This window comes from Rhodococcus sp. NPDC056516, from assembly GCF_042794655.1.
In the GTDB taxonomy this organism is placed as follows: domain Bacteria; phylum Actinomycetota; class Actinomycetes; order Mycobacteriales; family Mycobacteriaceae; genus Rhodococcus_F.
In genome coordinates, this window is record NZ_JBHTTG010000011.1 from 139,414 (window position 1) to 159,630 (window position 20,217).

Here is a 20,217-nt window from a genome sequence, read left to right on the forward strand (position 1 = left end):
GGATTCATCGACCACTCCGCGGAATCCGGTGTCTGACATGACTATAACCCTGCCTATCGGCCTTTCGGTGACTGCTCGCGTCCCGGCCTCGAGTGCAAACTTGGGGCCGGGGTTCGACACCCTCGGTCTGGCGTTGGGGTTGTACGACGAAATCGTGGTCACCACAACGGATTCAGGTCTCCAGATTCGCGTCGAAGGTGAAGGCGCCGCCGACGTCCCTTGGGGTCCTTCGCATCTCGTAGTTCGCGCAATCGAGCGTGGTCTCGAAGCGGCTGGAGTGTGGGCCAGTGGCCTGGACGTGTTGTGCCGCAACGCGATCCCGCATTCACGCGGGCTGGGGTCCTCGGCTTCCGCGGCCGTCGGTGGACTCGCTGCAGCCAACGGTCTGGCACGCGCACTCGATGCCGAGATCGGTTTGACGGAAGAGCAGTTGGTTCAGCTCTCTTCCGAGTTCGAAGGTCACCCGGACAATGCGTCTGCCAGTGTTCTCGGCGGCGCAGTCGTCTCGTGGAGTTGCCCGCCGGCCGTCGAAGGCGACGAGCCGATCTACTCGGCGGCGAAACTCGACGTACATCCCGATATCCGTGCCGTTGCACTGGTTCCCGAGGAACGGTCGTCCACCGCACACACCCGTGGGCTCCTGCCCGAATTGGTTCCGCACCAGGATGCGTCGTTCAACGCGAGCCGCAGTGCACTGGCCGTCGTCGCGCTCACGGCTCGTCCCGATCTGTTGATGGCAGCCACCGAGGATCGCCTGCATCAGGCACAGCGCGCGCCCGCTCTACCGCTCACGACTCGGTGGATCGGCATCCTGCGTGAGGCTGGCATCGCTGCGACCGTTTCCGGAGCAGGTCCCACTGTGTTGGCGCTCAGCACAGAACCTTTCCCCGTCGAACTCGCCGAAGCGGCGCGGGCAGACGGACTCCGTGTGCTCGAATTGGACATCGCCGACGGCGTCGAAGTATCCACGACCACGGTCTGATCCCCGCCTTGGTCCTGGTGATCGCGCACTACCGATCGGTAGTGAACTGACACACCCACTCGTCCAAATTCTTGCCGGACTCAGGTTTGGGCGCTATCCTGGGCTATGTCCGTACATCGTGCGCGTCAGTCGCCGGTGCATCACCAGGGGGCAAAACTCCTTCCCAATCGGGGTCCACAGTCCTTGGCATGATTCTCGCAGGCATGATCCTCGCGCTTGTACCTTCTCCGAAGGTTTGGATCCTCCGCGGATCGAACACTCAGAGGTTCCACAACTCTGGGGTTCACCACACGGGGGAGTGAATCGACGACGAAGGCGCGTTGGGCAGGTTTGCGAGCGCATGAAAAGTTTGAGGCGAGAGTTTCCGACAATCATGTGACGGCGGACAAGCCGGCAGTTCTGGACAGCAACCACGTACGGCACCACCGAGTTCGGTATTCAATCGAACTGCGGGACGAACCCTCGACTTTGCGCAGTGCGAGTGAGGGAAGGAAAGGACCTCCGTGACCGATACGGACCTCATCGCCACTTCTGCACCCGCCGGGTCGGAATCAGGCGACAATTCTCAGGCGTCATCTTCAGCATCGAACGGTGCGGTGGCGACCTCCACGAAGCGTGCCGAAACGCGCCGTGGTGCCGGACTCTCCGGCATGGTGCTCACCGAACTCCGCACTCTTGCGGGTGAACTGGGCATCAAAGGCACTTCCGGCATGCGCAAGGGCGACCTGATCGCAGCCATCAAGGAGCGCCAGGGCGGCAGCGCAAAGGCTGCACCCGCACAGAGCGAACTCACGCTCGACGACGCACCCGTAGCGCGCACCCGTGCCAAGAGCACTCGCGCAGCACGTACCGAAACCCCCGCAGCCGAAACGGCTCCCGCGGCAGAATCCGCTCCTGCCGAGGCAGCGCCTGCGCGTACCGAATCCGCCGAGGATTCCGATCAGAGCGCACCCCGTCGCGGACGTCAGCGTCGCGGCGCCGCTCGTCGTGCAGGTTCGCCCGACCAGGGTGAACTGAGCATCGAGCAGGAATCTCCTTCGGCCAAGTCCGACTCGGACACCTCGAAGGCCGCGGACACCGCGAAGGCCGCCGACGCCGCGAAGGTCAACGAGACCGCCAAGGCTGAGGCTCCGGCCGAGCGTCCGGCGCGCACCGAGGGCAAGTCCGACGCTGATCAGGCTCCCGCCGAGCAGGGCAACGAGCGTCCCCGCCGCGAGCGCAACCGCGACAACCAGGGCCAGCGCGACAACCAGGGCCAGCGGGACAACCAGGGCCAGCGCGACAACCAGGGCAACCGGGGCAACCAGGACCGTCAGGACCGCGGTAACCAGAACAACGCAGGCCAGAACAACGCCGGTCCGCGTTCGGACAACCGCAACAACGGCCCGGACGACGACGAAGAGGGTGGACGCGGACGCCGCGGACGCCGCTTCCGTGAGCGTCGTGGCCGTGGTCGCGACCGCGGAGAGGGTGGCGCACCCAACGATTCGCGCGAGACCGAGATCCGTGAGGACGACGTCCTGCAGCCGGTCGCCGGCATCCTCGACGTCCTCGACAACTACGCCTTCGTGCGTACGTCCGGGTACCTCGCCGGTCCCAACGACGTCTACGTCTCCATGAACCTGATCCGCAAGAACGGCCTTCGCCGTGGCGACGCCATCACCGGTGCCGTCCGGGTCTCGCGTGACGGTGAGCAGGGCAGCCAGCGTCAGAAGTTCAACCCGCTGGTCCGTATCGACACGGTCAACGGCGGCGACGTCGAGGCCGCGAAGAAGCGCCCCGAGTTCAACAAGCTCACGCCGCTGTACCCGAACCAGCGTCTGCGCCTCGAGACTGAGCAGCACATTCTCACCACGCGTGTCATCGACCTGGTGATGCCCATCGGTAAGGGCCAGCGTGCCCTCATCGTGAGCCCGCCCAAGGCCGGTAAGACCAGCGTGTTGCAGGCGATCGCGAATGCCGTCGCCACCAACAATCCTGAGTGCTACTTGATGGTCATCCTCGTGGACGAGCGTCCCGAGGAAGTGACCGACATGCAGCGCAGCGTGAAGGGTGAGGTCATTTCCTCCACCTTCGACCGCCCGCCGGGAGATCACACCGCAGTTGCCGAACTGGCAATCGAGCGTGCGAAGCGCCTGGTCGAGATGGGTAAGGACGTCGTCGTACTGCTCGACTCCATCACGCGTCTGGGTCGTGCGTACAACAACTCCTCGCCGGCATCGGGACGCATCCTCTCCGGTGGTGTCGACTCGACCGCCCTGTACCCGCCGAAGCGTTTCCTCGGTGCTGCCCGCAACATCGAGAACGGTGGATCGCTCACCATCATCGCTACTGCAATGGTCGAGACCGGATCCACCGGCGACACCGTGATCTTCGAAGAGTTCAAGGGCACCGGCAACGCCGAGCTCAAGCTCGATCGCAAGATCGCCGAACGCCGCGTCTTCCCGGCCGTGGACGTCAACCCGTCCAGCACGCGTAAGGACGAGCTGCTTCTGAGCCCGGACGAAGCTGCGGTGCTGCACAAGCTCCGCCGCGTCCTGTCCGGTCTGGACTCGCATCAGGCGATCGATCTGCTGATCGATCGACTGAAGAAGAGCAAGAACAACCTCGAGTTCCTGATGCAGGTCTCCAAGACCGCACCGGGTGCGATCGACGACTGATCGACTCGACGTCAAAAGGCCCACAACCAGCTGGTTGTGGGCCTTTTGCGTGGACGGAACAAAACCGAGGTGCAGTGCGTTGACAACTTCGTACAGCCACCCCGAGGCGTGTGAGACGCGGAATTTCTGGTGAAGTACCGCATCTGGCATACTGAACGGCCGAGTCCGGTTCCGGTTCACGATGTCGATTGGCGACGTCGACCCGGCGACCATTGAAAGGGACACCATGAAGGCAGGAATCCACCCAACCTACGTAGCGACCACCGTCGTCTGCGGTTGCGGTAACACGTTCGAGACCCACAGCACCAAGGAGTCCGGACGCATCAACGTCGAGGTTTGCTCGCAGTGCCACCCGTTCTACACCGGCAAGCAGAAGATTCTCGACACCGGTGGACGCGTCGCTCGCTTCGAGGCTCGCTACGGCAAGCGTGCAGACAGCAAGGTCCCGGCCACCGAGTCCTAGCTGTTCCGCCGACGCCCGATTTGCCATGTGCAGATCGGGCGTCGGCTTTTTTGTGCCTGCACTCGGTTTGCGCGTTTCCCGGGTGCCGGCGTCGCACTATCTTCAAGCGCGCACCGTAGGAATCGAAACTCAGAGCGGAGCGAACCATGGCAGGCGCAACCCAGCCCTCGGCCATCGACGACATCTTGGCGGAGCACGCCGGTCTCGAAGCACAGATGTCCGATCCGGCGCTGCACAACGACCCTGCTGCTGCCAGGCGCGTCGGTAAGCGGTTCTCCGAGCTCTCGCCGATCATGTCGACGTACAACAAGCTCACGGCCGCGCAGGACGATCTGGAAGCCGCGCGCGAACTCGCTGCCGACGATTCCAGCTTCGCCGCCGAGATCCCCGATCTCGAAGCCGAGGTCGCGCAACTCGAGCAGACGCTGACCGATCAGTTGGCACCCCGAGATCCGCATGACGGCGACGACATCGTCCTCGAAGTGAAGTCCGGTGAGGGTGGCGAAGAATCCGCACTCTTTGCCTCGGACCTGGCCCGCATGTACGTCCGCTACGCGGAACGGCACGGCTGGCGCGTCGAGATTCTCGACGCGACGGTCTCCGATCTCGGCGGATACAAGGAAGCCACACTGTCGATCAAGAGCAAGTCCGATACCCCGGACGGAGTGTGGGCGCGGCTCAAGTTCGAGGGCGGCGTTCACCGCGTGCAGCGAGTGCCCGTCACCGAATCCCAGGGACGCGTTCACACTTCGGCTGCGGGCGTTCTGGTGTACCCGGAACCCGAAGAGGTCGAGCAGGTCCAGATCGACGAAAGTGACCTGCGTATCGACGTCTACCGTTCGTCCGGCAAGGGCGGTCAGGGCGTCAACACCACGGACTCCGCTGTTCGAATCACGCACCTTCCGACCGGCATCGTCGTCACCTGTCAGAACGAGCGCTCGCAGCTTCAGAACAAGGCTCGCGCCATGCAGGTGCTGGCAGCCCGTTTGCAGGTAGTCGCCGAGGAGGCCGCGGACGCGGAAGCGTCGGCAGGCCGCCAGAGCCAGGTACGGACGGTGGACCGTTCGGAGCGCATCCGCACCTACAACTTCCCTGAGAACCGCATCACCGATCACCGCATCGGATTCAAGTCGCACAACCTCGACGCGGTGCTCGACGGTGAGCTCGACGCACTCCTCGACGCATTGGGCAAGGCGGACCGAGAGGCGCGTCTCGCGGCCGAGTAGATGCAGACCATGACGGACCTCCACCCCGCCGGGAACTCGGTGAACCGCGTGTCGGTCGAGCGTGGCAGGCTGTACCCGTGAGTCGACTTCCACTTCGTTTGGCGCTGATCGAAGCTGCAAAACAGCTCGACGCCGCAGGTGTGCCCAGCCCACGCACCGACGCCGAGTTGTTGGCGTCCCACCTGCTCGGTGTCGAACGCACGCGCCTCGGATTGATTCCGTTGGTCGATCCCGAGGTCATCGCGGCGTTCGACGAGTTGGTTGCGCAACGCGTGAAGCGGATTCCGTTGCAGCACATCATCGGAGTCGCGTCGATGGGCAACATCGACGTCGCTGTCGGTCCGGGTGTGTTCATTCCGCGGCCCGAAACCGAACTGCTCATGGGTTGGGCGCTCTCGTTCCTCGAAGGTTGCGGAAGCAAGCCGCCGGTAGTGCTGGACCTGTGCACGGGATCGGGTGTCCTCGCGCTGTCCATCGCCGAGGCTCGCCCCGACGCAGTCGTGCACGCCGTGGAGAAGGAGCCCGCCGCGCTGGCGTGGGCGCGTCGTAATGCCGCCGACCGCGAAGCCGCCGGTGATACGCCGATCCACCTGCATCAGGGCGATGTCACCGATCGGAACCTGTTGCCAGGGCTCGAGGGTGGCGTCGATCTGGTCGTGTCCAATCCGCCGTACATCCCCGAAGGCGCGCAATTGCAGCCTGAGGTCATGGATTACGACCCACACACCGCGCTGTTCGGTGGTGCCGACGGCCTGTCCGTCATCAAACCCATGATCAGCAACATCGCGCGGTGGCTTCGCATCGGCGGTGCGGCGGGCATCGAGCACGACGACACCAACGGTGACGGCGTCGCTGCGCTGTTCTCGGCGCGTCGGGTATTCGGCGAGGTCGCGCAGCATCCCGATCTTGCCGGTCGTCCGCGATTCGTCGTCGCCAGACGCGTCGCCACCGACGTCGAAGCCCAGCGGAATCGAACGCCCGAAGCGCAGAGTGAAAGGATGGCTGAGTGAGCACCGTGTACGACTGCAGTCAGACAGATTCCCGAACCGCAGGCTTGGCCGCCGCGAAGAACGCGCTCAAGGCCGGCCGACTCGTAGTTCTCCCTACCGACACCCTCTACGGACTCGCCGCCGACGCGTTCGACAGCGAAGCTGTCACGAGTCTGTTGCGCGCCAAGGGCCGCGGACGAGACATGCCCGTCCCGGTTCTGGTCGGATCGTGGAACACCATCGACGGACTCGTCTACAGCGTGCGCCCGCAGGCGCGGGATTTGATCCGCGCGTTCTGGCCCGGTGGACTGAGCTTGGTCGTCGAGCAGGCACCTTCACTCGCCTGGGACCTGGGCGATACCCGAGGAACCGTCATGCTTCGCATGCCCTTGCACCCGGTTGCCCTCGAATTGTTGCGCGATGTCGGTCCGCTTGCCGTCTCGAGCGCGAACATTTCGGGGCGTCCGCCTGCCACCACCGCCGAGGAAGCCCGCGATCAGCTAGGCGGCTCTGCCAGCGTGTACCTCGACGGAGGCAAGGCCGAACACGCCGTTGCTTCCACGATCGTCGACCTGACCGGCAATTCACCGCGTATCTTGCGAGTGGGTGCCGTCTCGGCAGAATCCATCGCCGAGGTATTGGGCACCAGTCCGGAAAGCCTCGTAGAGGGAGTTTCGTAACGATGGTCGGCGCCGGCGGCGAGCGCGCGGGGGAATCCACGTACTGGGGACCGGATTTCGGTGAGCTTGCCACGGCAGATCCCGAGATCGCGGCTATTGCGCTGGCCGAACTCGAGCGTCAGCGCGGCGGGCTTCAACTCATTGCGAGCGAGAACTTCACCAGCCCCGCGGTACTGGCCGCCTTGGGCTCGACCCTGAGCAACAAGTACGCCGAGGGCTATCCGGGTCGGCGTTACTACGGCGGGTGCGAGTACGTCGACGCAGCCGAGAATCTGGCGATCGACCGGGCAAAAGCACTGTTCGGCGCTGAGCACGTCAACGTACAACCGCATTCGGGGGCCACTGCGAACCTCGCGGTGTACGCCGCATTCGCCAAGCCCGGCGACACCGTACTGGCGATGAGTTTGCCGCACGGTGGGCATCTGACTCACGGATCTCGGGTCAGCTTTTCGGGGCAGTGGTTCACCACCGTTCCCTATCACGTCGATTCGGCCACCGAATTGATCGACTACGACGAGGTTCGCGCCCTGGCTCTGGCGCACAAGCCGAAGATCATCGTCGCCGGCGCGACCGCATACTCTCGCACCATTGACTTCGCAGCCTTCCGCTCGATCGCAGACGAGGTCGGTGCGATCCTGTGGGTCGACGCCGCCCACTTCATCGGACTCGTGGCCGGCCAGGCGATACCGTCGTGCCTTCCCTATGCCGACGTAGTCTCCGCGACGACGCACAAGGTCCTCAGGGGCCCGCGCGGTGGAATGATCCTGTGCCGCAGCCGGCATGCCTCGGCTGTCGATCGCGCGGTCTTCCCCTTCATCCAGGGTGGGCCGATGATGCACGCGATCGCAGCGAAGGCGGTGGCATTCAAAGAAGCGTCGACACCGGAATATCGTTGGTATGCAAAGGAAGTGGTTGCTAACGCGTCGGCGCTCGCGCAGTCGTTGGAAGCTCGCGGTCTGCGCACCGTGTCCGGTGGAACCGACACCCATCTGGCGCTTCTCGATCTGCGCGCAAGCGGGGTCACCGGAGTCGACGCCGAGCGCAGGTGCGGCCTGGCATCGATCACTCTCAACAAGAACGCAATTCCGTTCGATCCGCAATCGCCGGCCGTCACGTCCGGCATGCGTGTCGGATCCGCAGCCGTGACGACACAGGGTTTCAACCGTTCCGACATGAGCGTCGTGGGGGAGTTGATCGCGCGCGCAGTTGTCGCGGACCCCGCCACTACGTCCGGTGAGGCCGAGTTGGCATCAGTTGCCGACGGCGTTCGCGAACTGGTTCGGGCAAAGCCTGCCTATCCCCGCCAAACGGGTGATCTCGCGCAGTGATCACTACCTACGAAGCGACCTCATATCTTGCACAGGGGGGCGGGGGAGCAGGTGTCCCCATCCGTGAACTGCTGCTCGTGCTGTGCACGGCGGCGGTGGTGACCTACTTGGCGACTGGCGCAGTCCGGTTGTTCGCGCTGCGGTTCGGCGCTGTCGCCATACCGCGTGATCGGGACGTGCATGTCGAGCCGATTCCGCGTCTCGGTGGCGTCGGAATGTACATCGGCATGGCTGTCGGCCTGCTGTTCGCCCAGCAGTTGCCCGCGCTCACAAGGGGTTTCGGCTTCGGGAGTCCTGACGTTCATGCCGCACTCGTTGCGGGAGCCGTCATCGTCCTCGTGGGCGTGATCGACGACAGGTGGGGTCTCGACGCTCTCACCAAGTTCGTGGGTCAGGTGACTGCTGCCGGAGTTCTTGTCGTGATGGGCGTCAGTTGGTTCATCATCTACAACCCGTTCGGCGGTGACGGCGGGTCCACCATCATTCTCGATCAGATTCAATCCGGACTGTTCACGGTTGCTGTTGCCGTGGCAACCATCAACGCCATGAACTTCGTCGACGGTCTCGACGGGCTGGCCGCCGGGTTGGGGCTTATCGCTGCCCTGGCCATCCTCATCTTCTCGATCGGTCTACTGCACGATCAGGGCGGCGACGCGAGTGTCTACCCGCCGGCGATGATTGCCGCGGCATTGGCAGGCGCTTGTCTCGGTTTTCTTCCACACAACTTCAACCCGGCGCGAATTTTCATGGGCGATTCCGGGTCGATGTTGATCGGTCTGATGCTGGCTGCGATCTCCACCAGCGCGTCCGGACGTATTCCGCTTGCTGCCTACGGAACCCGGGATCTGGTCGGCCTTCTTGCGCCGTTGTTGCTGGTCGGGGCTGTGATGTTCATCCCGATGCTGGACATGCTCCTGGCCGTGATCCGCCGGACGAAAGCGGGCGTCAGTCCGTTCAGTCCGGACAAGATGCACCTGCATCATCGACTCTTGCAGATCGGACACTCGCACCGACGAGTCGTGCTGGTCATCTACCTGTGGGTCAGCGTTCTGGCCTTCGGCGCGGTCGGATCGTCGCTGCTCAATCGGCAACTGGTCGTCGTACTCGTTGCGGCAGGTTTGGTCCTTGCACTGTTCTTCACCGCTGTGCCGTCTTTGATCGATCGCAAGCAGCAGCGGCGCTAGCCACTTTTTCCGATCCATTACCCTTGGGCATCGTGACGAACACGCCGCAGCCTGTACCTGCCTCGCAACCCATCCCTGATTCGACCGCAGCCATGAAGTCGGCCGTGAAGTGGGGTGTCATGGGGCTGATCGCGCTGGCCGTGGTCGGCGCGCTCCTGGGCGGGCTCTTCGCCGGTAAGGAAGGCGTCTACGGCGCTTTGATCGGCGCAGCTGTCGGCGGCGGGTTCATCCTGTTCACGGCGCTGGGCGTGCTGCTCACGGCAAAGCTACCCGCGCTCACGGCCGGCGCAGTTCTGCTCGGTACCTGGCTGCTGAAGATGATTCTCGCGATGGTGGTTCTGTTTGTCCTTTCGGACATGGATTTCTACAACAAGACCGCCCTCGTCCTGGTCATCATCATGTCGCTGGTCGTGGTGCTCGGAGCGGAGACCTACGGTGTTCTGGGAACCAAAACTCCGTACGTCGATCCCACTCCCAGCAGCAACGTCGACGACGCTGAGTAGTACTACAAGACGTAACTAATCGGACTTCCAGGTACCCCATCTACACAATGTCGTAGATGACTTGATAAGGTTCGGTTCAAGCGAGAGCAATGGTGGGCCGAGTAACACTCAGCCGACGATGCCATGTGCTCGCAGGTGGTCGAAATTCTGACCGCTGAGTCGACGAGAGTCGCCGACACCGACAGACGCCAGGCCCCTCTAGGGTTCTCCAGCTGCTGACGAATGCGCGAGTCGAACTTGTCGACTTGTAGATCGTCAATGTCCGATCGAACCGCAGTCAATGATGGCTGCGGACCGACTACGGGAGAGAACGCTGAGCGTCACCACCCTGGCCGCGGATGAATTCCATGCGCCGTCACTAGACGATTTTTTCCCGCCCTCCGTGTTGATTCACGCGGGCCCCTTCGAGCTCGACCGTCTGATGCTGATCCGTCTGCTGATGTCGGTGCTGGTCGCAGCGTTCTTCGTGATCGCGATGCGCAGCCCTCGACTGGTTCCCCGCGGACTTCAGAACGCAGCTGAGCTTGCGCTCGACTTCGTTCGCATCAACATCGCCGAGGAGATCCTGGGCAAGGAACAGGGCAAGCGCTTCCTGCCGGTCATCACGACGATCTTCTTCATCGTGGTTGCCAGCAACCTGGCCAGCATCATTCCTTTCCTGAACATCTCGCCGAACGCGCGAATCGGTATGCCGCTGGTACTCGCAGCGCTCGCCTACATCGTGTTCAACTACGTGGGAATCAAGAAGTACGGCTTCTTCAAGTACGTCAAGAGCAGCATCGTCGTTCCCGGCGTCCCGTTGCCCTTGCACTTCCTGTTGGTGCCCATCGAGTTCATCTCGACCTTCATCCTGCGTCCGTTCACGCTGATGGTTCGTCTTATGGCCAACATGTTGGCCGGCCACATCCTGCTGGTGCTGTTCTTCAGCGCGACGAACTACTTCTTCTTCGTGTCCGGCGGATTCCAGGCAATCTTCGGTGTTCCGTCGATCATTGCCGGTATCGCATTCACGTTCTTCGAGCTGCTGGTCATCTTCCTGCAGGCTTACGTGTTCGCGCTGCTGACCGCGGTGTACATCGATCTGGCGCTCCACGCCGACGAGCACTGACCTTTTACCTCCTCACCAGCTACACCAAGAACTGAGCCTCTTGCCGAATCCGGCGGAGGTCAACAGAAAGGGAATGGAACACCATGAGCATCGCTTACCTCGCTCAGGAAGTTGTCGAGACCAAGGCGCGCGGCTACGGAGCCATCGGCTACGGCCTCGCAGCAATCGGCCCCGGCATCGGCGTGGGCATCGTTGTGGGCAAGGCAATCGAAGGCATGGTCCGCCAGCCCGAGATGGCCGGCCAGGTTCGTACCACCATGTTCCTCGGTATTGCATTCACCGAGGCCCTCGCATTGATCGGCCTTGTCGCCGGTTTCATTTTCTAAGACAGACATGGGAGCCACCTTCGCAGTGCTCGCGGCAACAGAGGAGACGACACACAATCCTCTCGTGCCCGAGACATACGACATCGTGTGGTCCGCGGTTGCGCTCGTCGTAGTCGGTTTTGTCTTCTGGAAGCTCGTTCTTCCGAAGTTCCAGAAGGTCTTGGCCGAACGCACCGAGCAGATCGAGGGCGGCATCAAGAAGGCCGAAGACGCACAGGCAGAGGCGGCAGCAGCGCTCGAGCAGTACCGCGCACAGCTCGCCGAAGCTCGTACCGAGGCAGCGCAGATCCGTGAGGAAGCGCGTACCCAGGGTCAGCAGATCATCGCTGACATGAAGGTTCAGGCGCAGGACGAGAGCGACCGCATCGTGGCCGCAGGCCACAGCCAGCTCGTTGCCCAGCGCCAGCAGATCGTCGCTGAGCTCCGCTCGGATCTCGGCAAGACCGCTGTAGACCTGGCCGAGAAGGTCATCGGTGAGTCCCTCGCCGACGACGTGAAGCGCGCCGGAACGGTTGATCGATTCCTCAACGAGCTCGACACCGTCAGCGCTGATTCAGCCAGGAAGTGAGCAACATGTACGCAGCGAGCCGTGAAGCCTTGGCGCAGACTCGTTCTGCGCTGAGCAGTGCCCTGGGCGCCGTCTCTGCAGGAGCCGCAACTGCTGCTTCTGCTCAGGCTGGGTCCGAGCTCTTCTCGGTGGTCGAGGTACTCGACGGCCAGCGCGCTCTTCGCAGCGCGCTGGCTGACGCTTCGGCACCGGCCGCTGGTCGCCAGGCTTTGGCAGAGCAGTTGTTCTCCGGAAAGGTCGGCGCCGAGGCGCTCGCCACCGTGAAGGCAGCTGCAGGCCAGGACTGGTCTGCGGCCCGCGACTTGGTCAACTCGCTCGAACTGCTCGGACGCGAAGCTCTGCTCCGCGCCGCAGCCGATCAGAGCCAGTTGGACACCGTTGAGGACGAGCTCTTCCGTCTCGGCCGCATCGTGGCAGGGGATCCCAGCCTGGAGCAGACGCTCTCGGATCTGTCGGTTCCCGCAGCCCGCAAGCGTGAGTTCCTCTCCCGCTTGCTCTACGGCAAGGTCACCGCGGTCACCGAGGCACTCGCCGGACAGGCCGTCGGCCGGTTGAAGTCTGCGCCCGCAGACACTTTCGATCAGCTGTCGAATCTTGCCGCAGCGCAGCGCGATACCACCGTTGCTCACGTTCGCAGCGCCTCGGCGTTGAGCTCGGAGCAGTCGGATCGCTTGGCCAGCACTCTTACCCGCACCTACGGGAAGCCGGTAGCAGTACACGTCGAGGTCGATCCAGAACTCCTCAGCGGCTTGGTCGTCCGGGTGGGCGACGAGGTTATCGACGGCAGCGCAGCGGGTCGACTCGCAGCACTGCGGAAGAACCTCAAGTAGTCCTTCAGCCGAACACATACTCCAGATCTTTTCGAAGACCAGACACCGAGAGCAGGAAAAACATGGCGGAGCTGACGATCTCCTCCGACGAGATCCGTAGCGCGATCGACAACTACACCGCGAGCTACTCCCCGGAGGCCTCCCGTGAGGAGGTCGGCACAGTGACCGACACCAGTGACGGCATTGCGCACGTCTCTGGCCTGCCTTCGGCTATGTCCAACGAGCTGTTGGAGTTCCCCGGTGGAATCGTCGGCGTCGCGCTCAACCTGGATGCCACCGAAATCGGTGCCGTCATCCTTGGCGATTACCAGAACATCCAAGAAGGCCAGGAAGTAAAGCGCACGGGCGACGTTCTGTCGGTTCCCGTCGGCGATGCTTTCCTCGGCCGCGTCATCGACCCGCTGGGTGCGCCCATCGACGGCCTCGGCGAGATCGAGAGCACCGAAAACCGCGCACTCGAACTGCAGGCTGCTTCGGTGCTCGAGCGTCAGCCGGTCGAAGAGCCGCTCCAGACCGGTATCAAGGCTATCGACGCCATGACCCCGATCGGCCGCGGCCAGCGCCAGCTCATCATCGGCGACCGCAAGACCGGCAAGACCGCGGTCTGCATCGACGCCATCCTGAACCAGAAGGCCAACTGGGATTCCGGCGATGTCAACAAGCAGGTGCGCTGCATCTACGTTGCCATCGGTCAGAAGGGTTCCACCATCGCGGGCGTCAAGGCTGCCCTCGAGGAGAAGGGCGCGATGGAGTACACCACCATCGTTGCTGCTCCGGCATCTGATTCCGCAGGCTTCAAGTGGCTCGCACCGTACACCGGCTCGGCCATCGGCCAGCACTGGATGTACCAGGGCAAGCACGTTCTGGTCGTGTTCGACGACCTGACCAAGCAGGCAGAGGCGTACCGCGCCATCTCGCTCCTGCTGCGTCGCCCGCCGGGACGCGAGGCTTACCCCGGTGACGTCTTCTACTTGCACTCCCGTCTGCTGGAGCGTTCGGCGAAGCTGTCCGACGCACTCGGCGGTGGCTCGCTGACGGCTCTGCCGATCATCGAGACCAAGGCGAACGACGTCTCGGCTTACATCCCGACCAACGTCATCTCGATCACCGACGGTCAGGTGTTCCTCGAGTCCGACCTGTTCAACAAGGGCGTTCGCCCCGCGATCAACGTCGGTATCTCGGTCTCCCGCGTCGGTGGCGCTGCACAGACCAAGGGCATGAAGAAGGTTTCCGGTTCGCTGCGTCTGGAACTGGCTCAGTTCCGTGAGCTCGAAGCGTTCTCCGCCTTCGCATCCGACCTCGACGCTGCCTCCAAGGCTCAGCTCGAGCGCGGTGCCCGTCTGGTCGAGCTGCTCAAGCAGGATCAGTACAGCCCGATCCCCGTCGAGGACCAGATCGTCTCGATCTACCTCGCCGGCGAAGGCATCTTCGACAGCGTTCCGATCGGCGACGTCCGTCGCTTCGAGAAGGAACTGCTCGAAGACCTCAAGCACTCGGCTGCAGGCGTCTACTCCAGCATCAACGGCGGTAAGGCACTCGATGCCGACAACGCTGCTGAGCTGATCGCTGCAACGAACAAGTTCAAGGAAGGCTTCATCGCATCCGACGGAAGCCGGGTCGTGAACGAAGCCGAGGCTGACGCTTTGGGCGCCGACGAGGTCGCGAACGAGCAGATCAACGTCAAGCGCAAGACCGTCAGCAAGTGACGTACGCGCCCATGACACTGCGAATTCCGAAGGGAGAGTGATTGATCGATGGCGAGCATTCTCGAATTGCGGTCTCGTATCAAGTCGGTCAACTCGACCAAGAAGATCACCAAGGCACAGGAACTGATCGCGACTTCGCGTATCACCAAGGCTCAGATTCGCGTCGCCGCGTCCAAGCCGTATGCCGAGGAGATCACGAAGGTACTCACCGAATTGGCGAGTGCGTCTGCTTCGCTCGATCACCCGTTGCTCAACGAGCGTCCGGAGCCCAAGCGGGCTGCCGTGCTTGTTGTCACCAGTGACCGCGGCATGTGTGGCGGCTACAACTCCAACGTCCTCAAGCAGGCAGAAGAGCTCATGGCTCTCCTCCGCAGCGAGGGCAAGGAGCCGGTCGTCTACGTGCTCGGTTCCAAGGGGCTCGGCTACTACACGTTCCGCGGCCGCGACATCGGTGCTGCGTGGACGGGCTTCTCGCAGGATCCGGGTTACTCGGATGCAGCGAAGGCCAGCCGCCACCTGGTGGAGCTGTTCATGGCTGGTTCGGGTAACCAGGTTGCCGCTCCGAACGGTGAAGGCACGATCGAGGGCGTCGACGAACTCCATATCGTCTATACCCGTTTCGTGTCGATGCTGACGCAGACTCCCGAGGTTCGCCGCATGGCTCCTCTCGAGGTCTTCGTGTCGGAAGAGCGCATCGAACTCGGTGACGACATGCTGACCAACGGCCACGACGACGACCATGACAATGGCCCCGTCGCGGACTTCAGCTTCGAGCCCGAGCCCGAGAAGCTTCTCGGCGCTCTTCTCCCGAAGTACGTCAGCACTCGTATCTTCTCGTCGCTTCTCGATGCTGCGGCATCGGAGTCGGCAGCCCGTCGTACAGCTATGAAGGCCGCGACGGACAACGCAAACGAACTGGTGAACACGTTGAGCCGTCAGGCCAACCAGGCTCGCCAGGCCCAGATCACCCAGGAAATCAGCGAGATCGTCGGCGGCGCCAACGCGCTCGCCTCGAGCGCAGGAAGTGACTAGCACATGACCGCAGCAGTAACCGAAAACAACGGGGCAGGTTCGGCTTCGGCCGTAGCCGGCCGCGTCGTGCGGGTCATCGGTCCCGTCGTGGACGTTGAATTCCCGCGTGGCGCTGTTCCTGAACTGTTCAACGCCCTGAACGCCGAGATCACGCTTCCCTCGGTCGCCAAGACGCTGACGCTCGAGGTTGCACAGCACCTCGGTGACAACCTGGTCCGCACCGTCTCCATGCAGCCCACCGACGGCCTCGTCCGCGGCACTGCAGTGACCGACTCGGGCAAGCCGATCTCGGTTCCCGTCGGTGACGTCGTCAAGGGCCACGTGTTCAACGCACTGGGCGATTGCCTCGACACCCCGGGCCTCGGCCGCGACGGCGAGCAGTGGGGCATCCACCGCAAGCCACCAGCCTTCGATCAGCTCGAAGGTAAGACCGAGATCCTCGAGACCGGCATCAAGGTCATCGACCTCCTCACCCCGTACGTCAAGGGTGGAAAGATCGGCCTGTTCGGTGGCGCCGGCGTCGGCAAGACCGTTCTGATCCAGGAAATGATCACGCGTATCGCTCGCGAGTTCTCGGGCACCTCGGTGTTCGCAGGCGTCGGCGAGCGTACCCGTGAGGGCACCGACCTCCACCTGGAAATGGAAGAGATGGGCGTCCTCCAGGACACCGCCCTTGTCTTCGGCCAGATGGACGAGCCGCCCGGAACGCGTATGCGCGTCGCCCTGTCCGCACTGACGATGGCGGAGTACTTCCGCGACGTTCAGGGCCAGGACGTTCTGCTGTTCATCGACAACATCTTCCGCTTCACGCAGGCAGGCTCCGAGGTTTCCACCCTCCTCGGCCGTATGCCTTCGGCAGTGGGCTACCAGCCCACGCTGGCGGACGAGATGGGTGAGCTCCAGGAGCGCATCACCTCGACCCGTGGTCGCTCGATCACCTCGCTGCAGGCTATTTACGTGCCCGCCGACGACTACACCGACCCCGCGCCGGCTACGACGTTCGCGCACCTCGATGCCACAACCGAGCTCTCGCGCCCGATTTCGCAGATGGGTATCTACCCCGCTGTGGATCCACTGAGCTCGACCTCCCGCATCCTGGAGCCCGGCATCGTCGGTGCCGAGCACTTCCGCGTTGCCAACGAGGTCAAGCGCATCCTGCAGAAGTACAAGGAACTGCAGGACATCATCGCCATCCTTGGTATGGACGAGCTTCAGGAAGAGGACAAGGTCCTCGTCGGCCGCGCCCGTCGTATCCAGAAGTTCCTCGGCCAGAACTTCATCGTTGCCGAGAAGTTCACCGGTGAGCCCGGCTCCGTCGTGCCGCTCCGCGACACGATCGAAGCCTTCGACCGCGTCTGCAAGGGCGAGTTCGACCACCTGCCCGAGCAGGCATTCAACAGCTGCGGTGGACTCGACGACGTCGAGGCTGCAGCCAAGAAGATGGCCGGGAAGTAGTCCACGATGGCTGAGATGACCGTAGAACTCGTTGCCGTCGAGCAGCGCTTGTGGTCTGGTTCGGCGACGCTGGTCAGCGCTCAGACCACCGAGGGTGAAATCGGAATCATGCCTGGGCATGAGCCGGTCCTCGGTCAGCTGATCGAAGGCGGAACCGTGTCGATCACCTCGGTCGACGGCGAGCGTATCGTTGCTGCAGTACACGGAGGATTCCTCTCCGTCACTGCGACGACGGTGACGATCCTTGCCGAGTCCGCGGACATGGCACAGGACATCGACGTCGAGGCAGCCAAGGCTGTCTTGGCCGAGAACTCGGGCGACCTCGAAGCGATTGCGGTCGCCAAGGGTCAGCTCCGGGCCGTCGAGCGCGCGTAAGTTACTCGAGTAAAGCCGCGACGGGAGCCGACGAACAGTGACATTCGGAATGACTGTATTGATCATTCTGGTTGTGCTGCTCGCGGTTCTCGTCGCGGCTTTTCTGTATCGCCTTGTAGTTTTGCGCCGAGGCGGTACTGCTGCACTGCTTCGTGTTTTGCCATCCCCGGGGGACAGCGGGTGGCGGCACGGAATCATTCGCTACGGCGAAACCACTTTCGTTTTCTTCAAGCTGTCGAGTCTGCGGCCCGGCCCGGACTCCAGAATTGATCGTCAAGGTATCGAGGTCGAGAGCCGTCGCTCTCCCTCCGGCACCGAATTCGACATCATGAGCGACGACATTGTCGTCGTGAAGGTCAACGACGGATCGTCGGCCTACGAAATCGCCTTGGACAGTGGGGCATTGACAGCTTTCCTGTCCTGGGTCGAGTCGCGGCCGGACGGGCGCGCCCGTAGGCGACGCACCGCCTGACCGGTCCCGCTCAAGCCCCGGCGCCGGGCTTCCAGAGCACATCGCCTTCAGGGTTTGCCACTCTTCCCATGATGAAGAGCAGATCCGACAACCTGTTGAGGTATTTCGCGGGGAGGACGCTTGTGTCTTCCGGGTTCGCATCGATGGCGGACCAGGCCGCACGCTCCGCACGCCGTGAGACGGTTCTTGCTACGTGAAGCAAGGCACCCAGGGCAGTTCCGCCCGGCAGAATGAACGAATTCAACGGTGCCAGTTGCTCATTGAGCTCATCGCACCATCCTTCGAGTCGATCGATGTAAGCCTGAGTCACTCGCAGTGGTGGGTACTTCGGATTCTCGACTACAGGGGTGGACAAGTCGGCCCCTGCGTCGAAGAGGTCGTTCTGGATCTGGCGCAGCATCGCGAGGAGATTCTCCGGGGGAGTACCGAGGGCAACGGCCACACCGATCGCTGCATTGGTCTCGTCGCAATCCGCGTAGGCGATCAGACGCGGATCGTTCTTGGACACGCGGGAAAAATCGCTGAGGCCCGTGGTCCCGTCGTCGCCGGTCCGGGTGTAGATCTTCGTCAGGTGAACAGACATAGGGCTACGGTACCGGCGCGGTGCCGACGAGGTTGTGGCTCTAGGCTGTGAACCGTGAGTGAGCACTTTCTTGTGACCGGGGGTAACCGCCTCGAAGGTGAAGTACTGGTGGGAGGGGCCAAGAACAGTGTGTTGAAGCTGATGGCCGCTGCGCTGTTGGCCGAAGGCACAACTGTCGTGACCAACTGCCCGGACATTCTCGACGTACCCCTGATGGCGGACGTCTTGCGAGGTCTGGGCTGCGAAGTTGAACTCGAAGACTCCGAAGTGCGGATCACGACGCCGGCCGAGCCGAAGTATCACGCTGACTTCGATGCGGTGAAACAGTTCCGAGCGTCGGTGTGTGTTCTCGGTCCGCTGGTCGCGCGCTGTCGCCGCGCTGTTGTCGCCTTGCCTGGTGGCGACGCCATCGGTTCGAGGCCCCTCGACATGCACCAATCCGGGCTCCGCCTGTTGGGTGCGCGCAGCGAGATCGAACATGGATGTGTAGTTGCCGAGGCAGATGACCTGCACGGCGCTAACATTCGCCTGGTGTTCCCGTCGGTGGGTGCAACCGAGAACATCTTGATGGCAGCGGTCCTTGCCCGTGGTGAGACCGTGATCGACAACGCTGCACGTGAGCCCGAGATCGTGGATCTGTGCAACATGCTCAACGAGATGGGCGCCAAGGTATCTGGCGGCGGAAGTTCGACGCTCACCATTCAAGGCGTCCGCAAGTTGGAACCGACTACGCACCGTGTCATCGGTGATCGGATCGTCGCTGCAACGTGGGGCGTCGCAGCCTCTATGACCAGGGGTGACGTCCGCGTTCGCGGGGTGAACCACAAGCATCTCGGACTGGTCCTCGACAAGCTTCGGACAGCCGGCGCGGAGGTGACGCCCGAGGTCGACGGCTTCCGTGTCATCCAGCGAGAACGGCCTAAGGCGGTCAATTTCGCAACCTTGCCTTACCCCGGATTCCCCACTGACCTGCAGCCGATGGCAATCGGTTTGGCAGCGGTTGCCGAGGGCACGTCGATGATCACCGAGAACGTGTTCGAATCACGCTTCCGATTTGTCGAGGAAATGATCCGACTCGGCGCCGACGCTCGTACTGATGGTCACCATGCTGTGATCCGCGGCGTTCCAGTGTTGTCGAGTGCGCCGGTGTGGTCCTCGGACATTCGGGCCGGCGCCGGGCTCGTGCTTGCCGGCTTGGTCGCGGACGGAACCACCGAAGTTCACGACATCTTCCACATCGACCGTGGGTACCCGCGATTCGTCGAGAATCTCCGTGGACTCGGGGGAGTGATCGAGCGGGTGGGCACCGAATAGGTATCGGTGCTCGGCGTCACACTTGGGCCTAGTCGTCGTTGGTGGAATGACAAAACTGTCTGACCTGGCCTTGGCTGACCAATTCGCTGTAGTGACCAGGCGATTTGTGAATTGATTGAAGGTTCGCGTAACTTATTCCAAGTCAGAGCGACACGGACACCGACTCCCGCTTCACGGCGAGTGACACGAGGTTGTACGAAGTGCCTGACCAAATTTCGAAGTAGTTTCCATCGTGTATGGTTGTGCTTCACCTCCAGTTCTTCCCTGAATGTTTAGCGGTTTGCGCCGATGATCATGATGGGATAGGCTGGAAAAGTTGCCCCGGAGCGGCGGCCATTGGGTCGTGGTGATGGTGTGTGCGTGTTCTTTGAGAACTCAACAGTGTGTCGATGAATGTCAGTGCCAAAATTTTTTGGTACTTCACATCCGCGAA

The 20,217-nt window shown here is 62.7% G+C and carries 20 protein-coding genes; 19 read left to right on the forward strand and 1 reads right to left on the reverse strand.

The features are described 5' to 3' along the window. The first annotated feature begins 37 nt into the window (after nucleotides 1-37). The 18 genes from thrB to ACFQ6Y_RS29370 all read left to right on the forward strand — a co-directional run bounded on the left by thrB (nucleotide 38) and on the right by ACFQ6Y_RS29370 (nucleotide 17,887). The gene (thrB, locus tag ACFQ6Y_RS29285) at nucleotides 38-982 is read left to right on the forward strand and encodes a homoserine kinase (protein ID WP_007726194.1); all 945 of its coding nucleotides are present in this window, start codon (nucleotides 38-40) and stop codon (nucleotides 980-982) included. A gap of 503 nt (nucleotides 983-1,485) precedes the next feature. After that, complete coding sequence (gene rho, locus ACFQ6Y_RS29290) at nucleotides 1,486-3,642, forward strand: transcription termination factor Rho (RefSeq protein WP_378539447.1); 2,157 nt, start codon at nucleotides 1,486-1,488, stop codon at nucleotides 3,640-3,642. Between the two features lie 226 nt (nucleotides 3,643-3,868). Next, on the forward strand, nucleotides 3,869-4,105 hold the full coding sequence (rpmE, locus tag ACFQ6Y_RS29295) for a 50S ribosomal protein L31 (RefSeq protein ID WP_003941310.1): 237 nt from the start codon (nucleotides 3,869-3,871) through the stop codon (nucleotides 4,103-4,105). A 146-nt stretch (nucleotides 4,106-4,251) separates the two neighbouring features. Further along, nucleotides 4,252-5,331: a peptide chain release factor 1 gene (gene prfA, locus ACFQ6Y_RS29300; RefSeq protein ID WP_003941341.1), complete on the forward strand. Its 1,080-nt coding sequence runs from the start codon at nucleotides 4,252-4,254 to the stop codon at nucleotides 5,329-5,331. Between the two features lie 77 nt (nucleotides 5,332-5,408). Beyond that, nucleotides 5,409-6,341, forward strand: a complete 933-nt coding sequence (gene prmC, locus ACFQ6Y_RS29305) for a peptide chain release factor N(5)-glutamine methyltransferase (RefSeq protein WP_317555854.1) — start codon at nucleotides 5,409-5,411, stop codon at nucleotides 6,339-6,341. Continuing rightward, nucleotides 6,338-7,000 (forward strand): L-threonylcarbamoyladenylate synthase, encoded by a 663-nt coding sequence (locus ACFQ6Y_RS29310; protein WP_230817059.1) that lies wholly within the window; start codon nucleotides 6,338-6,340, stop codon nucleotides 6,998-7,000. Before prmC ends, ACFQ6Y_RS29310 begins: the two co-directional genes overlap by 4 nt. 2 nt (nucleotides 7,001-7,002) lie before the next feature. Continuing rightward, nucleotides 7,003-8,328: a serine hydroxymethyltransferase gene (glyA, locus tag ACFQ6Y_RS29315; RefSeq protein ID WP_378640222.1), complete on the forward strand. Its 1,326-nt coding sequence runs from the start codon at nucleotides 7,003-7,005 to the stop codon at nucleotides 8,326-8,328. Beyond that, nucleotides 8,325-9,512: a glycosyltransferase family 4 protein gene (locus ACFQ6Y_RS29320; protein WP_378640224.1), complete on the forward strand. Its 1,188-nt coding sequence runs from the start codon at nucleotides 8,325-8,327 to the stop codon at nucleotides 9,510-9,512. The genes glyA and ACFQ6Y_RS29320 overlap by 4 nt, the downstream gene beginning before the upstream one ends. 32 nt (nucleotides 9,513-9,544) lie before the next feature. Further along, nucleotides 9,545-10,015: a hypothetical protein gene (locus ACFQ6Y_RS29325; RefSeq protein WP_378449328.1), complete on the forward strand. Its 471-nt coding sequence runs from the start codon at nucleotides 9,545-9,547 to the stop codon at nucleotides 10,013-10,015. Nucleotides 10,016-10,295: 280 nt separating this feature from the next. Further along, nucleotides 10,296-11,123, forward strand: a complete 828-nt coding sequence (atpB, locus tag ACFQ6Y_RS29330) for a F0F1 ATP synthase subunit A (RefSeq protein ID WP_042445557.1) — start codon at nucleotides 10,296-10,298, stop codon at nucleotides 11,121-11,123. Nucleotides 11,124-11,206: 83 nt separating this feature from the next. Then, complete coding sequence (locus tag ACFQ6Y_RS29335; protein WP_317555859.1) at nucleotides 11,207-11,449, forward strand: ATP synthase F0 subunit C; 243 nt, start codon at nucleotides 11,207-11,209, stop codon at nucleotides 11,447-11,449. A gap of 7 nt (nucleotides 11,450-11,456) precedes the next feature. Continuing rightward, complete coding sequence (locus tag ACFQ6Y_RS29340) at nucleotides 11,457-12,017, forward strand: F0F1 ATP synthase subunit B (RefSeq protein WP_378640227.1); 561 nt, start codon at nucleotides 11,457-11,459, stop codon at nucleotides 12,015-12,017. Between the two features lie 5 nt (nucleotides 12,018-12,022). Continuing rightward, nucleotides 12,023-12,847, forward strand: coding sequence for a F0F1 ATP synthase subunit delta (locus ACFQ6Y_RS29345; protein ID WP_003941304.1), 825 nt, complete (start codon nucleotides 12,023-12,025; stop codon nucleotides 12,845-12,847). 62 nt (nucleotides 12,848-12,909) lie between these two features. Further along, entirely contained in the window at nucleotides 12,910-14,553 is a 1,644-nt protein-coding gene (gene atpA / locus ACFQ6Y_RS29350) for a F0F1 ATP synthase subunit alpha (RefSeq protein WP_007726218.1), read from the forward strand. Nucleotides 14,554-14,601: 48 nt separating this feature from the next. Then, the gene (locus ACFQ6Y_RS29355; RefSeq protein WP_003941320.1) at nucleotides 14,602-15,585 is read left to right on the forward strand and encodes a F0F1 ATP synthase subunit gamma; all 984 of its coding nucleotides are present in this window, start codon (nucleotides 14,602-14,604) and stop codon (nucleotides 15,583-15,585) included. A gap of 3 nt (nucleotides 15,586-15,588) precedes the next feature. Further along, nucleotides 15,589-17,040, forward strand: a complete 1,452-nt coding sequence (atpD, locus tag ACFQ6Y_RS29360) for a F0F1 ATP synthase subunit beta (protein WP_003941349.1) — start codon at nucleotides 15,589-15,591, stop codon at nucleotides 17,038-17,040. A 6-nt stretch (nucleotides 17,041-17,046) separates the two neighbouring features. Continuing rightward, on the forward strand, nucleotides 17,047-17,415 hold the full coding sequence (locus ACFQ6Y_RS29365) for a F0F1 ATP synthase subunit epsilon (RefSeq protein WP_003941287.1): 369 nt from the start codon (nucleotides 17,047-17,049) through the stop codon (nucleotides 17,413-17,415). Nucleotides 17,416-17,464: 49 nt separating this feature from the next. After that, nucleotides 17,465-17,887 (forward strand): DUF2550 domain-containing protein, encoded by a 423-nt coding sequence (locus tag ACFQ6Y_RS29370; RefSeq protein WP_276117342.1) that lies wholly within the window; start codon nucleotides 17,465-17,467, stop codon nucleotides 17,885-17,887. Between the two features lie 10 nt (nucleotides 17,888-17,897). Here the strand turns inward: ACFQ6Y_RS29370 and ACFQ6Y_RS29375 are convergent, their stop codons facing one another. After that, nucleotides 17,898-18,470 carry a cob(I)yrinic acid a,c-diamide adenosyltransferase gene (locus tag ACFQ6Y_RS29375; RefSeq protein ID WP_019749169.1) on the reverse strand — a complete coding sequence of 191 codons (573 nt, stop codon included), beginning with the start codon at nucleotides 18,468-18,470 and terminating at the stop codon, nucleotides 17,898-17,900. Nucleotides 18,471-18,524: 54 nt separating this feature from the next. Here ACFQ6Y_RS29375 and murA point away from each other — a divergent pair, with 54 nt between their 5' ends. After that, on the forward strand, nucleotides 18,525-19,784 hold the full coding sequence (gene murA, locus ACFQ6Y_RS29380) for a UDP-N-acetylglucosamine 1-carboxyvinyltransferase (protein ID WP_095971611.1): 1,260 nt from the start codon (nucleotides 18,525-18,527) through the stop codon (nucleotides 19,782-19,784). The last annotated feature ends 433 nt before the right edge of the window (nucleotides 19,785-20,217 follow it).

What these genes read in the sequence shown, in the direction of transcription:
- thrB (WP_007726194.1), top strand. Translation starts at nt 38, where the DNA reads ATGACTATAACCCTGCCTATCGGCCTTTCGGTGACTGCTCGCGTCCCG.
- rpmE (WP_003941310.1), top strand. Translation starts at nt 3,869, where the DNA reads ATGAAGGCAGGAATCCACCCAACCTACGTAGCGACCACCGTCGTCTGC.
- prfA (WP_003941341.1), top strand. Translation starts at nt 4,252, where the DNA reads ATGGCAGGCGCAACCCAGCCCTCGGCCATCGACGACATCTTGGCGGAG.
- glyA (WP_378640222.1), top strand. Translation starts at nt 7,003, where the DNA reads ATGGTCGGCGCCGGCGGCGAGCGCGCGGGGGAATCCACGTACTGGGGA.
- atpB (WP_042445557.1), top strand. Translation starts at nt 10,296, where the DNA reads ATGATGGCTGCGGACCGACTACGGGAGAGAACGCTGAGCGTCACCACC.
- ACFQ6Y_RS29335 (WP_317555859.1), top strand. Translation starts at nt 11,207, where the DNA reads ATGAGCATCGCTTACCTCGCTCAGGAAGTTGTCGAGACCAAGGCGCGC.
- ACFQ6Y_RS29340 (WP_378640227.1), top strand. Translation starts at nt 11,457, where the DNA reads ATGGGAGCCACCTTCGCAGTGCTCGCGGCAACAGAGGAGACGACACAC.
- ACFQ6Y_RS29345 (WP_003941304.1), top strand. Translation starts at nt 12,023, where the DNA reads ATGTACGCAGCGAGCCGTGAAGCCTTGGCGCAGACTCGTTCTGCGCTG.
- atpA (WP_007726218.1), top strand. Translation starts at nt 12,910, where the DNA reads ATGGCGGAGCTGACGATCTCCTCCGACGAGATCCGTAGCGCGATCGAC.
- ACFQ6Y_RS29355 (WP_003941320.1), top strand. Translation starts at nt 14,602, where the DNA reads ATGGCGAGCATTCTCGAATTGCGGTCTCGTATCAAGTCGGTCAACTCG.
- atpD (WP_003941349.1), top strand. Translation starts at nt 15,589, where the DNA reads ATGACCGCAGCAGTAACCGAAAACAACGGGGCAGGTTCGGCTTCGGCC.
- ACFQ6Y_RS29365 (WP_003941287.1), top strand. Translation starts at nt 17,047, where the DNA reads ATGGCTGAGATGACCGTAGAACTCGTTGCCGTCGAGCAGCGCTTGTGG.
- ACFQ6Y_RS29370 (WP_276117342.1), top strand. Translation starts at nt 17,465, where the DNA reads ATGACTGTATTGATCATTCTGGTTGTGCTGCTCGCGGTTCTCGTCGCG.
- ACFQ6Y_RS29375 (WP_019749169.1), bottom strand. Translation starts at nt 18,470, where the DNA reads ATGTCTGTTCACCTGACGAAGATCTACACCCGGACCGGCGACGACGGG.